At 61.1% G+C, this 12,942-nt stretch carries 11 protein-coding genes; 5 read left to right on the top strand and 6 right to left on the bottom strand.

Annotation, left to right across the window (positions count from 1 at the left end; all coding sequences use genetic code 11):
• Window positions 1–81: 81 nt before the first annotated feature.
• The 3 genes from HX817_RS00360 to algW form a co-directional block, all read right to left on the bottom strand.
• Entirely contained in the window at window positions 82–801 is a 720-nt protein-coding gene (locus tag HX817_RS00360; RefSeq protein WP_087693760.1) for a DUF4198 domain-containing protein, read from the bottom strand.
• 12 nt (window positions 802–813) lie between these two features.
• Window positions 814–2,925, bottom strand: a complete 2,112-nt coding sequence (locus HX817_RS00365) for a TonB-dependent siderophore receptor (RefSeq protein WP_177039597.1) — start codon at window positions 2,923–2,925, stop codon at window positions 814–816.
• 108 nt (window positions 2,926–3,033) lie between these two features.
• Complete coding sequence (gene algW / locus HX817_RS00370) at window positions 3,034–4,188, bottom strand: Do family serine endopeptidase AlgW (RefSeq protein WP_003208442.1); 1,155 nt, start codon at window positions 4,186–4,188, stop codon at window positions 3,034–3,036.
• A gap of 103 nt (window positions 4,189–4,291) precedes the next feature.
• Here algW and HX817_RS00375 point away from each other — a divergent pair, with 103 nt between their 5' ends.
• From HX817_RS00375 to cysN, 3 genes are all read left to right on the top strand, one after another.
• Window positions 4,292–5,050 carry a Nif3-like dinuclear metal center hexameric protein gene (locus HX817_RS00375; protein ID WP_003208444.1) on the top strand — a complete coding sequence of 253 codons (759 nt, stop codon included), beginning with the start codon at window positions 4,292–4,294 and terminating at the stop codon, window positions 5,048–5,050.
• Window positions 5,051–5,306: 256 nt separating this feature from the next.
• Window positions 5,307–6,224 carry a sulfate adenylyltransferase subunit CysD gene (cysD, locus tag HX817_RS00380; RefSeq protein ID WP_003208447.1) on the top strand — a complete coding sequence of 306 codons (918 nt, stop codon included), beginning with the start codon at window positions 5,307–5,309 and terminating at the stop codon, window positions 6,222–6,224.
• A gap of 9 nt (window positions 6,225–6,233) precedes the next feature.
• On the top strand, window positions 6,234–8,132 hold the full coding sequence (gene cysN, locus HX817_RS00385; RefSeq protein ID WP_008432291.1) for a sulfate adenylyltransferase subunit CysN: 1,899 nt from the start codon (window positions 6,234–6,236) through the stop codon (window positions 8,130–8,132).
• Between the two features lie 168 nt (window positions 8,133–8,300).
• Here cysN and HX817_RS00390 read toward each other — a convergent pair whose 3' ends face one another.
• From HX817_RS00390 to HX817_RS00400, 3 genes are read right to left on the bottom strand one after another with little or no spacing between them, the layout of a single operon-like run.
• Entirely contained in the window at window positions 8,301–9,200 is a 900-nt protein-coding gene (locus HX817_RS00390) for an acyltransferase (protein WP_017476009.1), read from the bottom strand.
• Window positions 9,201–11,300, bottom strand: a complete 2,100-nt coding sequence (gene pta, locus HX817_RS00395; RefSeq protein ID WP_177039598.1) for a phosphate acetyltransferase — start codon at window positions 11,298–11,300, stop codon at window positions 9,201–9,203.
• A 60-nt stretch (window positions 11,301–11,360) separates the two neighbouring features.
• Window positions 11,361–11,699, bottom strand: a complete 339-nt coding sequence (locus HX817_RS00400; RefSeq protein ID WP_003208456.1) for a DUF3565 domain-containing protein — start codon at window positions 11,697–11,699, stop codon at window positions 11,361–11,363.
• Between HX817_RS00400 and HX817_RS00405 the strand changes: the two genes are divergently transcribed.
• Window positions 11,668–12,153 carry a peptidylprolyl isomerase gene (locus tag HX817_RS00405; protein WP_003208457.1) on the top strand — a complete coding sequence of 162 codons (486 nt, stop codon included), beginning with the start codon at window positions 11,668–11,670 and terminating at the stop codon, window positions 12,151–12,153. The genes HX817_RS00400 and HX817_RS00405 overlap by 32 nt on opposite strands.
• 135 nt (window positions 12,154–12,288) lie before the next feature.
• A complete protein-coding gene (locus HX817_RS00410; protein ID WP_102368136.1) occupies window positions 12,289–12,771 on the top strand; it encodes a glutathione peroxidase in 483 nt (160 codons plus the stop codon).
• Window positions 12,772–12,942: the final 171 nt, after the last annotated feature.

Below are 12,942 nucleotides of genomic sequence, written 5' to 3' on the forward strand. Positions count from 1 at the left end.
TAATGAAGATAGCGACTGACACACCGCCTTCGCGAGCAAGCCCGCTCCCACATTGACTGTGCCCACTCTGGATTTGCGGGGTTACTCGTGATGCGGCTCGCCCAGGAAAGTCAGGGAACTGAACAGTCCGCGAGTCGCGACATCAGCATTGTCTTTGAGCGGGATTTCCACCTGCGCCGCAATCACATTCAATCCTTCATTTCTCACCAGCACCTGGGCGCGACCGTCTTTATCGGTCTCGGTGCTCAGGGTGTTCGGTGCGTTGCGATAGTCTCCGATCAGCTTGACCCCAGCCGCCGGCTTGCCATCCAGCAGCACCCGTACCGGCAGTGATTTACCCGGGCCGACCGTCAGCGGATCAACTTCCGGCAAGATCAGTAGCTTGATCTGATCCAGCTTCGGCACCTTCGCCCCCGGCTGGTAGATCGCCAGGCTGTACTTGAAGGTCTGGGTCGACTCAATCGCCCCCGGCACCTTGCTGCGGCCCTCGTTGATCCACTTCTTGTCAGGCGTCTGTGACCACATCCCGTTATCCAGGGCGACCGCCAGTACAGCCGGCGATTTGAGCGGCTTCAGGCGCGCATGGTCGGGCAGACGTTCCACGGTCACCGGGATCATTTTGCCGCTGGCGTCATAAGCCCAGGCGCCGCTGATTTTCTGCGCCTTGAACGCATTGTCTTCGGCGCCGTGGCCGTAGATCACTTCGATATTGCCGCGCCGTTGTTCGGTCCACAGTCCGTGGGCCGAGACTTGGGTGGCAAACAGCAGGCCGAGCACGGCCAGGGATTTGAAGGCTTGCATGGTGACGTCCTTTTACAGGTTGAGGGTCAGGCTGACGGTGAAGTTGCGCGGCTCGCCGGGATTGACCCAGTAGTTGCTGTAGGAGCGCTCGTAGTACTTTTCATCGAACAGGTTGTTGAGGTTCAGGCCCACGGTGACGTTGTCGCTGGCCTTGTAATGGGCCAGTAAATCGACGGTGTGGTAGGCCGGTAATTCAAAGCGGCCCCCGGCTTCACCGGAGCGGTCGCCGACGTAGGTAAAGGCTGCGCCGAGGTCGGAGCCACGCAACAGGCCGTCCTGGAATTCATACACGCCGAGCAAGCTGCCGCTACGTTTGGCTACGCCGAGAATCCGGCTGCCAGTGGGGATGGCTTTGTCGCCTTTGGTCACTTCGGCGTCGATGTAGGCAAAGGCGCCGATCACCCGTACGGCGTCAGTCACCTGGCCGGTCAGTTGCAGGTCAAAACCCTGGCTGCGGGCCTTGCCCATGGCGCGCTGTGTGTCGGTAGTCGGGTCCAGGGCCAGGACATTTTCTTTCTCGATATGGAAGGCGGCGAGGGTGGTGCTCAGGCGGTCGTCGAACAGCTCGCTCTTGATCCCGATTTCATACCCCACGCCTTCTTCCGGCTTGAAGGATTTGCCGCCGGCGTCCAGGCCATTGTTGGGTTTGAACGAGGTGGAGGCGTTGGCGAACAGGCCCACTTCAGGCGTCAGTTGGTAGAGCAGGCCGGCGCGTTGGGTCAGGGCGTCGTGGGTCTGCCGGCTTTTGGCATGGTTGCGGCTGAAGTCGTCGGTGTGTTGCTCGAAGTGTTCGAACCGCGCGCCGATCATCCCGCGCAGGCGGTCGGTGAAGATGATCTGGTCCTGCAGGTTCAGCGCCTGGCTTTTCACCTGTTCGAAAAAGTCAGTGCCGGAGCGCTTGCCGTTCGGTTTGGGCTGGCCATAGACCGGGTCATAGATGTCGATGGCGTAATCGCCGCCGGCGATGGCGGTCACCCGTTCTTTCTTGCGGTAGTCCTCGTACTCGGTGCCGATCAGCAATTCGTGCTGCCAACTGCCGATGTCGAACCGACCGCGCAGTTCGAGCTGGGTGATGCTGTCATGCCAACCGGTGGAGCGCTCGCGGTAGCGGCGGCTGAGGGTGTGGCCATCGGCATCCAGCGCGCGGTTTTCCGAGGCGTTGCCCCACAGGCTGCCTTGTTTGTAATGGCTGGCCAGGCGCAGTTGCCAGGCATCGTTGAGGTGATGCTCGAGGCTGGCTTGCAGGCGGTTGTTGTGGTTGCGGATATCGCCGTCGTCGGGCTCGCCGAGAAAGGTCGAGCGGGAGACGCCGCTCCAGCGGTTGTTGGGCGCGACGATGCCGCGGTCGAAAGTGGAGCGGTGACGCACGAATTCACTTTCCACCAGCAGGCGGGTGTCCGGGTCCAGTTGCCAACTGATGGAGGGCGCGACGAAGACCCGTTTGGCCTCAACGTGGTTGCGAAAGCTGTGGTTGTCTTCCACCGCCAGGTTGACCCGCGATAACACGTTGCCCTCGCTGTCCAGCGGCGTGTTCACGTCCAGCGCGGTGCGGTAGCGGTCCCAACTGCCGGCGCTGGTCTGCAGTGTGGTGAAGGCCTCGGGCTGCGGCTTTTTGCTGACGATATTCACCGTGCCGCCTGGGTCACCACGGCCATACAGGCTGGCGGCGGGGCCTTTGAGCACCTCGATGCGCTCGATATTCGCCGCGTCCGGCGTGCTCGGGTAACCGCGGTTGGCGCTGAAACCGTCCACGTAAAACTCTGACGTGGTGAAGCCGCGAACGCTGTATTCGTAGAGCGTCAGGCCGCCGAAGTTGTTCTGTTTGGACACGCCGCCGGCAAACTCAAGGGCACGCTCGACGTTGGTGCTGCCCAGGTCGTTGAGTACCGAAGCGGGAATCACGCTGATGGACTGTGGGATATCCCGCAAGGCGGTGTCGGTTTTTGTGGCGCTGGCGGAGCGGGTGGCGCGATAGCCCTTGACCGGGCCGGTGGCTGATTCGTACGCCTCGCTGGTGATGCGGGTGGCTTCCAGTTCAAGGGTGGCGGTGTCTTCGGCGTAGGCCGGGTCCACCAGCAAACCCAGGGCGATTCCCGCCAGCCGGGCAAATCTTCGAGACGGCATGATAGAGCGTTCCAATAGCGATATTGAAACAATATAACATGACTAATGAGAATGAATTTCTTTTGAAATATTAGGTAACAGGAGCCCGCGAACGGGCTCCCGAAGCCGTTATTCCTCTTCTTTCACCGGTGCAGGCGGCGGACGCAGGCCAATTTCAGCCGACAGCTTGATTTCCTTGCCATTGCGCATCACCTGGATCGCCACCTTGTCGGTGGGTTTGATCCGCGCCACCTGGTTCATCGACTTGCGACCATCTCCGGCCGGCTCGCCGTCGATGCTGAGGATCACATCCCCCAGTTGCAGGCCGGCTTTCTGCGCCGGGCCGTCGCGGAAGATCCCGGCGACCACGATGCCAGGGCGCCCGGTCAGGCCAAACGATTCGGCCAATTCCTTGGTCAGCGGCTGGACTTCAATCCCCAGCCAGCCACGAATCACCTGGCCATGCTCGATGATCGACTTCATCACTTCAGTGGCCAGCTTCACCGGAATCGCGAAACCGATGCCCTGGGAGCCGCCGGACTTGGAGAAGATCGCGGTGTTGATGCCGGTCAGGTTGCCGTTGGCATCCACCAGCGCGCCGCCGGAGTTGCCCGGGTTGATCGCGGCGTCGGTCTGGATGAAGTCTTCATAGCTGTTGAGGCCCAACTGGTTACGCCCGGTGGCGCTGATGATGCCCATGGTCACGGTCTGGCCGACGCCGAACGGGTTGCCGATGGCCAGCGCCACGTCACCTACGCGCAGCCCTTCGGAGCGCCCGATGGTGATCGAGGGCAGGCCTTTCAAATCGATTTTCAGCACCGCGAGGTCGGTTTCCGGGTCGCTGCCGACCACGCGGGCCAGGGTTTCCCGGCCATCACGCAGGGCCACCACAATCTGGTCGGCGCCGGTGGTGACGTGGTTGTTGGTGAGGATGTAGCCTTCCGGGCTCATGATCACGCCGGAGCCGAGGCTGGATTCCATGCGCCGCTGCTTGGGCGAGTTGTCGCCGAAATAGCGACGAAACTGTGGGTCTTCAAACAGCGGGTGCGCCGGTTTGTTGATGACCTTGGTGGTGTACAGGTTGACCACGGCGGGGGCGGCGATCACCACCGCATCGGCGTAAGTCACCGGGCCTTGTACCACCGCGCTGGTTTGCGGTGCCTGTTGCAGGTTGACATCGAGGGTCGGCAGGCCGACCAGTTGTGGATAACGCTGAATAATCAGCATCGCGATCAGCACGCCAGCCAACAATGGCCATCCAAAAAAACGCAGTGCCTTGAGCATGAAGAAAAATCCTGACAGGTTGCAGGGGGCGGGAGAGCGCCCATAATGTCGCGCATTATACGAGGCCGTGAGCGCCTCTGAACGGGATATTTAGGAGTCTTTTATGGCCGTTGCCCTGAGCACCTTAGTCGAGGAAGCGGACCGCTACCTTAATAGTGCCAAAATCGCCGATTACTGCCCCAACGGCCTGCAGGTCGAGGGCCGACCGCAAGTGCTGCGCATCGTCAGCGGCGTGACCGCCAGCCAGGCATTGCTGGACGCGGCGGTCGAAGCCCAGGCCGACCTGGTGCTGGTGCACCACGGTTATTTCTGGAAAGGCGAAAGCCCGTGCATCACCGGCATGAAGCAGCGCCGCCTGAAAACCCTGCTCAAGCACGACATCAGCCTGCTGGCCTATCACTTGCCGCTGGACCTGCACCCTGAGGTCGGCAACAACGTGCAACTGGCCCGGCAACTGGACATCACCGTCGAAGGCCCGCTGGACCCGGACAACCTCAAGGTCGTCGGCCTGGTGGGCTCCCTGGCCGAGCCGGCGTCGCCCCGTGATTTTGCCCGCCGCGTGCAGGAAGCCATGGGCCGCGAGCCGCTGCTGATCGAAGGCAGCGAGATGATCCGCCGCGTGGGCTGGTGCACCGGTGGTGGCCAGGGCTATATCGACCAGGCGGTGCTCGCCGGGGTTGACCTGTACCTGAGCGGCGAAGCCTCGGAGCAGACCTTCCACAGCGCCCGGGAAAACGACATCAGCTTCATAGCGGCCGGGCATCACGCCACCGAACGGTATGGTGTACAGGCGTTGGGTGATTACCTGGCGCGACGCTTCGCCCTCGAACACCTCTTCATCGATTGCCCAAACCCGATCTAACGAACACCACCGGACACATGTGGGAGCGGGCTTGCTCGCGAATGCGGTGCATCAGTCGCCATATGCATTGACTGACACACCGCATTCGCGAGCAAGCCCGCTCCCACATTTGATCGAGTCGAGCCAAACCCAGCGGTATATTGATATACCGTTTCGATCTAGCCAGCCCCCTCAATAGAATCAGGCGCTGTGCTAGCATGCCCCGCTCGAACACGGCCCGCTGGCCGTCCATAAGATCGTTTTTCCGTGAGTAACCATGGTCGACAAACTGACGCATCTGAAACAGCTGGAGGCGGAAAGCATCCACATCATCCGCGAGGTCGCCGCCGAGTTCGATAACCCGGTGATGCTCTACTCGATCGGTAAAGACTCCGCCGTGATGCTGCACCTGGCACGCAAGGCCTTTTTTCCGGGCAAGCTGCCGTTTCCGGTGATGCACGTCGACACCCGCTGGAAATTCCAGGAAATGTACAAGTTCCGCGACAAGATGGTCGAAGAGCTTGGTCTTGAGTTGATCACTCACGTCAACCCGGACGGTGTGGCGCAGGGCATCAACCCGTTCACCCACGGCAGCGCCAAGCACACTGACATCATGAAGACCGAGGGCCTGAAACAGGCGCTCGACAAGTATGGTTTCGATGCTGCATTCGGCGGTGCCCGTCGCGATGAAGAGAAATCCCGTGCCAAAGAGCGCGTGTACTCGTTCCGCGACAGCAAGCACCGCTGGGACCCGAAAAACCAGCGCCCGGAGCTGTGGAACGTCTACAACGGCAACGTCAACAAAGGCGAGTCGATCCGTGTGTTCCCGCTGTCCAACTGGACCGAGCTGGACATCTGGCAGTACATCTACCTGGAAGGTATCCCGATCGTCCCGCTGTACTTCGCCGCCGAACGCGAAGTGATCGAGAAGAACGGCACGTTGATCATGATCGACGACGACCGCATCCTCGAGCACCTGTCCGACGAAGACAAAGCCCGAATCGTCAAAAAGAAAGTACGTTTCCGTACCCTTGGCTGCTACCCGTTGACGGGCGCGGTGGAGTCCGAAGCCGAGACGCTGACGGACATCATTCAGGAAATGCTCCTGACGCGAACTTCCGAGCGCCAGGGCCGTGTCATCGACCACGATGGTGCAGGCTCGATGGAAGATAAAAAACGTCAAGGCTATTTCTAAGGGGCTGTCATGTCGCATCAATCTGATTTGATCAGCGAGGACATCCTCGCCTACCTGGGCCAGCACGAGCGCAAGGAAATGTTGCGCTTCCTGACCTGTGGCAACGTCGACGACGGCAAGAGCACCCTGATCGGGCGCCTGCTGCACGACTCCAAGATGATCTACGAGGATCACCTGGAAGCCATCACCCGCGATTCGAAAAAATCCGGCACCACCGGTGACGACATCGACCTGGCGTTGCTGGTCGACGGCCTGCAGGCCGAGCGTGAGCAGGGCATCACCATCGACGTTGCCTACCGCTACTTCTCCACCGCCAAGCGCAAATTCATCATCGCCGACACCCCCGGCCATGAGCAGTACACTCGCAACATGGCCACCGGTGCCTCCACCTGTGACCTGGCGATCATCCTGATCGACGCCCGCTACGGCGTGCAGACCCAGACCCGTCGCCACAGCTTCATCGCCTCGTTGCTGGGCATCAAGCACATCGTGGTGGCCGTCAACAAGATGGACATCAATGGCTTTGACCAAAGCGTATTCGAGTCGATCAAGGCTGATTACCTGAAGTTTGCCGACGGTATCGCGTTCAAGCCGAGCACCCTGGCCTTCGTGCCGATGTCGGCCCTCAAGGGCGACAACGTGGTGAACAAGAGCGAGCGTTCGCCCTGGTACACCGGGCAGTCGCTGATGGAGATCCTCGAGACCGTCGAGATCGCCAATGACCGCAACTACACCGACCTGCGTTTCCCGGTGCAGTACGTCAACCGTCCGAACCTGAACTTCCGTGGTTTTGCCGGCACCCTGGCCAGCGGCATCGTGCACAAGGGCGACGAAGTCGTGGTGCTGCCGTCGGGCAAGAGCAGCCGCGTCAAATCCATCGTCACCTTTGAAGGTGAACTGGAAAACGCAGGTCCCGGCCAGGCCGTGACCCTGACCATGGAGGACGAAATCGACATCTCCCGTGGCGACCTGTTGGTGCATGCCGACAACGTGCCGCAAGTGACCGACGCTTTCGACGCCATGCTGGTGTGGATGGCTGAAGAACCGATGCTGCCGGGCAAGAAATACGACATCAAGCGCGCCACCAGCTACGTGCCGGGTTCCATCACCAGCATTGTGCATCGCGTGGATGTGAACACCCTGGAAGAAGGCCCGGCGAGCGCCTTGCAGTTGAACGAGATCGGCCGGGTCAAGGTCAGCCTCGACACGGTCATCGCCCTGGACGGTTACGCGAGCAACCGCACCACCGGTTCGTTCATTGTCATCGACCGTTTGACCAACGGCACCGTGGCTGCGGGCATGATCATCGCGCCGCCGGTGACCCATGGCAGCGCGGCGCAGCACGGCAAACTGGCTCACGTGGCCACCGAAGAGCGCGCCCAGCGCTTCGGCCAGCAACCGGCGACCGTGTTGTTCAGCGGCTTGTCGGGCGCCGGCAAAAGCACCCTGGCCTACGCGGTTGAACGCAAGCTGTTCGACATGGGCCGTGCGGTGTTTGTGCTGGACGGCCAGAACCTGCGCCACGACCTGAACAAGGGCTTGCCGCAGGACCGTGCCGGGCGTACCGAGAACTGGCGTCGTGCCGCGCACGTGGCGCGTCAGTTCAACGAAGCCGGCTTGCTGACGTTGGCGGCGTTTGTTGCCCCGGATGCTGAAGGGCGTGAACAGGCCAAGGCGCTGATCGGCGGTGATCGTTTGCTGACCGTGTACGTGCAGGCTTCGCCGCTGGTGTGTGCCGAGCGTGATCCGCAAGGTTTGTACGCGGCGGGCGGCGATAACATCCCGGGTGAGTCGTTCCCGTATGACGTACCGTTGAATGCGGACCTGGTGATCGACACCCAGGCGTTGTCGCTGGAAGACAGCGTCAAGCAAGTGCTGGAGCTGCTGCGCCAGCGCGGCGCGATCTAAGCTTCACGCGCGCAAAAAAGCCCGCCATGTTGGCGGGCTTTTTTATGGGGCCTTGGAAACAACTCGGTCAAATGTGGGAGCGGGCTTGCTCGCGAAAGCAGAGTGTCAGCCGCCACATGTATAGGCTGGCACACCGCATTCGCGAGCAAGCCCGCTCCCACATTTTGATCAGTGACTGGCGGGATAATCTGTGTGCAATTTGGCGAGCAGCACATCCTTCTCTTCCCACAACCGGTTGATCCAGCCCTGGAACGCCAACCGATATTCCCCATCCTGCTCATAATTCTTGCCGATAAACTCGGCCGGAATCTGCACCTCTTCAAACTGCACGACAACGTCCTTCACATTCCCGCACAGCAAATCCCAATAACCGGGGCGCCCACCAGGATAGTGAATGGTCACGTTCACCAGCGACTTCAGCTGTTCACCCATGGCATCCAGCACAAAGGCAATGCCGCCGGCCTTGGGCTTGAGCAGGTAGCGAAACGGTGACTTTTGCTGTGCATGCTTGCCCGGAGTAAACCGCGTGCCTTCGGCAAAGTTGAAAATGCCCACCGGGTTGTGGCGAAACTTCGCGCAGGTCTTGCGGGTGGTTTCCAGGTCCTTGCCTTTCTTCTCCGGGTGCTTTTCCAGGTACGCCTTGGTGTAGCGCTTCATGAACGGGAAGCCCAGTGTCCACCACGCCAAGCCAATCACCGGGACCCAGATCAGCTCCTGCTTGAGGAAGAACTTCAGCGGGCGAATGCGCCGGTTGAGCACGTATTGCAGCACCATGATATCGACCCAGCTCTGGTGGTTACTGGTCACCAGATATGAGTGTTCATAGTCCAGGCCTTCCAGGCCCTTCAGGTGCCAACGGGTGCGACACACCAGGTTCATCCAGGCCTTGTTGTTGCTGATCCAGGCCTCGTGGGTCTGGTTCATCAGCCATTCGCTGAAGCGCTTGGCAAACGGCAGCGCCTTGAACAGCGCCACGATAAACAGGAACGAGCACAGCAGGATCGTATTCAACGCCAGCAACAGCGAGGCGATCACCCCGCGCACGGCGGCAGGTAGAAAATCCAGCATTTAGACATCCATAGGTCGGTTGGCGGCTTGAATCGCGGTCAATGCGATCGTGTACACGATGTCGTCCACCTGCGCCCCGCGGGGCAGGTCGTTCACCGGTTTGCGCAGGCCTTGCAGCATCGGCCCCAGGCTCACGCAATCGGCACTGCGCTGCACGGCCTTGTGGGTGGTGTTGCCGGTGTTGAGATCCGGGAACACGAACACCGTGGCCTTGCCCGCCACCAGGCTGTTGGGCGCCAGTTGCCGGGCCACGCTTTCGTTGGCGGCGGCGTCGTACTGCAACGGGCCGTCGATCAGCAGCGAGCTTTGGGCTTCGTGGGCGAGCAGGGTGGCTTCGCGGACCTTCTCGACCTCCTCGCCCGTGGCCGAATCACCGCTGGAGTAACTGATCATCGCCACCCGTGGCGTGATACCGAATGCGGCGGCCGAGTCGGCGCTTTGCAGGGCGATTTCCGCCAGCTCCGCCGCGCTGGGGTGCGGGTTCATCACGCAGTCGCCGTATACCAGCACTTGCTCGGGGAACAGCATGAAAAACACCGACGAGACCAGGGTGCAGCCCGGCGCGGTCTTGATCAGTTGCAAGGCCGGGCGAATGGTATTGGCAGTGGAGTGGATGACGCCGGAGACCAGGCCGTCCACTTCATCCAGGGCGAGCATCATGGTGGCGATCACCACGGTGTCTTCCAGTTGCTGCTCGGCCATCGGCGCGTTGAGGCTTTTGGTTTTGCGCAGGGCCACCATCGGCTCCACGTAGCGCTGGCGAATCAAGTCCGGGTCGAGAATCTCCAGGCCTTCGGGCAACTCGATGCCATGGGCGCGGGCCACCGCTTTCACGTCCGCTGGCTTGGCCAGCAGCACGCAACGGGCAATCCCGCGCGCCTGGCAGATGGCCGCAGCCTGTACGGTCAGCGGCTCGCTGCCTTCGGGCAACACGATGCGCTTGTTGGCGGCCTGGGCGCGCTGGATCAGTTGATAGCGGAACACCGCCGGCGACAGGCGCATCTCCCGCGGCGTGCCGCAGCGCTGGTGCAGCCAGCGGGCGTCGAGGTGGCTGGCGACGAAATCGGTGATGATCTCCGCACGTTCGCGGTCATCAATCGGGATTTCCTTGTTCAGGCTGTTGAGCTGGTTGGCGGTGTCGTAGGAGCCAGTGCTCACCGACAGCACCGGCAAACCGGCCTGGAACGCGCCCCGGCACAGGTCCATGATCCGTGGGTCGGGCAGGGTGTCACTGGTCAGCAGCAGGCCGGCCAACGGCACGCCGTTGATGGCGGCCAGGCTGACAGCGAGGATGATGTCGTCGCGGTCGCCGGGGGTCACCACCAATACGCCGGGCTTGAGCAGCTCCACAGTGTTACGCATGGTGCGGGCGCAGATGATGATTTTGGTCATGCGCCGGGTTTCGTAGTCACCGGCGTTGAGGATCTGCGCGCCCATCAGGTCGGCCACGTCGCGGGTGCGCGGGGCGTTGAGTTCCGGCTGGTAGGGGATGCAGCCCAACAGGCGGAAATCACCGCTGCGCAACAACGGCGAATGCTCTTTGAGCCGTGCCGAGAACGCCTCCATGCTTTCGTCGGTGCGCACTTTGTTGAGGATCACGCCCAACACTTTTGGATCTTTCGGGCCGCCGAACAGCTGGGCCTGCAATTCCACGCGGCCGGAGAGTTCGGTCAGCACTTCGTTTTCCGGGGCCGAGACCAGGATCACCTCGGCGTCCAGACTCTTGGCCAGGTGCAGGTTGACCCGGGCCGCATAGCTGGCACTGCGGGTCGGCACCATGCCTTCGACGATCAGCACGTCCTTGCCCACGGCGGCTTGCTGGTAAAGGGTGATGATTTCTTCCAGCAGCTCGTCGAGCTGGCCGTCGCCGAGCATCCGTTCGACATGGGCCAGGCCCAGAGGCTGGGGCGGTTTCAGGCCGTGGGTGCGGGCCACCAGCTCGGTGGAGCGCTCGGGGCCGGTGTCGCCGGGGTGCGGCTGGGCAATCGGTTTGAAGAAGCCGACTTTCAGCCCGGCCCGTTCAAGAGTGCGCACCAGCCCAAGGCTGATGGAGGTCAGACCCACACCAAAATCGGTGGGCGCGATAAAAAAAGTCTGCATGCGAATTCTCTGGAGGTGCATGGCTTCGGTGGCGGCCTATGGCTGGCTGCCTACCGGGAATCAGGTGCCAAGGTTATCTTTATCTGAGCCTTGCGCACACCAGCCGCACGTAAAGGGCTTGTCTATTTTTTCAAGGCGTTGCGCCGGGTCCGTGACCCAGGCCCGGGATTGCCAGGGTGGCTGGTGGCGCAGGTGCTGGGTGTGGCCGCAGGAAAGCTCGACGACCCAGTGCCGGTCTTCGTCCTGGTGAAATCCGACGACCGTCGGGTCAGTTGTTCGACCCCGTCCGTCCGGGTTGTGTTCGCTTTCGGGCAAATCCTTGTTTAGACTTGTCCGTTCTTCATTCTTCTGCAAAAGGTCTCGCCCCATGCCGATCGCCGCCAATAAGGCTGTCTCCATTGACTATACCCTGACCAACGACGCTGGTGAGGTCATCGACAGTTCTGCCGGCGGCGCGCCGCTGGTCTACCTGCAAGGTGCAGGTAACATCATCCCGGGCCTGGAAAAGGCCCTGGAAGGCAAAGAGGTCGGTGACGAACTGACCGTTGCCGTAGAACCTGAAGATGCCTACGGCGAATACGCTGCCGAACTGGTCAGCACCCTGAGCCGCAGCATGTTCGAAGGTGTCGACGAGCTGGAAGTGGGCATGCAGTTCCACGCTTCCGCTCCGGACGGCCAGATGCAAATCGTCACCATCCGTGACCTGGACGGCGACGACGTGACCGTCGACGGCAACCACCCGCTGGCTGGCCAGCGCCTGAACTTCCAGGTGAAGATCGTCGCTATCCGTGACGCTTCCCAGGAAGAAGTGGCCCACGGCCACGTGCACGGCGAAGGTGGTCACCACCATTAATTGACTGAGCGACGCTCTGTCAGTTGGAAAAAGGCGCCTTCGGGCGCCTTTTTCATTTGGCGGCTATTCTTGCCGACTTGGCGGCTGTAATCTCGAATGGCCGTTACGAAGAACATGGGATATCTGGAGTTCGTCATGAGTGCTTTCCACGACCTTAAACTCAAAGCCCTGGATGGTCAGGAGCTGCCTCTGGCGCCCTTCAAGGGGCAAGTCGTGCTGGTGGTCAACGTCGCCTCCAAATGTGGGTTGACTCCACAGTACGCCGCGCTGGAAAACCTCTATCAGCAATACAAAGACCAGGGTTTCACCGTACTCGGGCTGCCGTGCAATCAATTTGCCGGGCAGGAACCGGGTACTGAAGAAGAAATCCAGGAATTCTGCAGCCTCAACTACGGCGTGACCTTTCCCCTGGGCAGCAAGCTTGAGGTGAATGGCCACGATCGCCACCAGCTGTATCGATTGCTGGCGGGCGAGGGCGCCGAATTTCCCGGGGACATCACCTGGAACTTCGAGAAATTCCTGTTGGGCAAGGACGGCCGGGTGCTGGCGCGTTTCTCGCCGCGTACACCGCCGGATGACCCCTCCATTATTCAGGCGATCGAAAAAGCATTGAACTGATACTTTTCAGCATTCTCGAGTGAGTTTCTGTGGCAAGGGAGCTTCCTGTGGCAGGGAGTTTCCTATGGCAAGGGAGCTTGCTGTGGCGAGGGAGCTTGCTCCCGCTGGGCTGCGAAGCAGCCCCATGCCCTCCCGCTTTTACCCCTTAATCACCCCAATCAATAGTGCTAT

Origin of the sequence: Pseudomonas sp. C6002, from assembly GCF_013385805.1 — a bacterium.
GTDB lineage: Bacteria > Pseudomonadota > Gammaproteobacteria > Pseudomonadales > Pseudomonadaceae > Aquipseudomonas.

What these genes read in the sequence shown, in the direction of transcription:
- HX817_RS00360 (WP_087693760.1), bottom strand. Translation starts at nt 801, where the DNA reads ATGCAAGCCTTCAAATCCCTGGCCGTGCTCGGCCTGCTGTTTGCCACC.
- HX817_RS00365 (WP_177039597.1), bottom strand. Translation starts at nt 2,925, where the DNA reads ATGCCGTCTCGAAGATTTGCCCGGCTGGCGGGAATCGCCCTGGGTTTG.
- algW (WP_003208442.1), bottom strand. Translation starts at nt 4,188, where the DNA reads ATGCTCAAGGCACTGCGTTTTTTTGGATGGCCATTGTTGGCTGGCGTG.
- HX817_RS00375 (WP_003208444.1), top strand. Translation starts at nt 4,292, where the DNA reads ATGGCCGTTGCCCTGAGCACCTTAGTCGAGGAAGCGGACCGCTACCTT.
- cysD (WP_003208447.1), top strand. Translation starts at nt 5,307, where the DNA reads ATGGTCGACAAACTGACGCATCTGAAACAGCTGGAGGCGGAAAGCATC.
- cysN (WP_008432291.1), top strand. Translation starts at nt 6,234, where the DNA reads ATGTCGCATCAATCTGATTTGATCAGCGAGGACATCCTCGCCTACCTG.
- HX817_RS00390 (WP_017476009.1), bottom strand. Translation starts at nt 9,200, where the DNA reads ATGCTGGATTTTCTACCTGCCGCCGTGCGCGGGGTGATCGCCTCGCTG.
- pta (WP_177039598.1), bottom strand. Translation starts at nt 11,300, where the DNA reads ATGCAGACTTTTTTTATCGCGCCCACCGATTTTGGTGTGGGTCTGACC.
- HX817_RS00405 (WP_003208457.1), top strand. Translation starts at nt 11,668, where the DNA reads ATGCCGATCGCCGCCAATAAGGCTGTCTCCATTGACTATACCCTGACC.
- HX817_RS00400 (WP_003208456.1), bottom strand. Translation starts at nt 11,699, where the DNA reads ATGGAGACAGCCTTATTGGCGGCGATCGGCATGGGGCGAGACCTTTTG.
- HX817_RS00410 (WP_102368136.1), top strand. Translation starts at nt 12,289, where the DNA reads ATGAGTGCTTTCCACGACCTTAAACTCAAAGCCCTGGATGGTCAGGAG.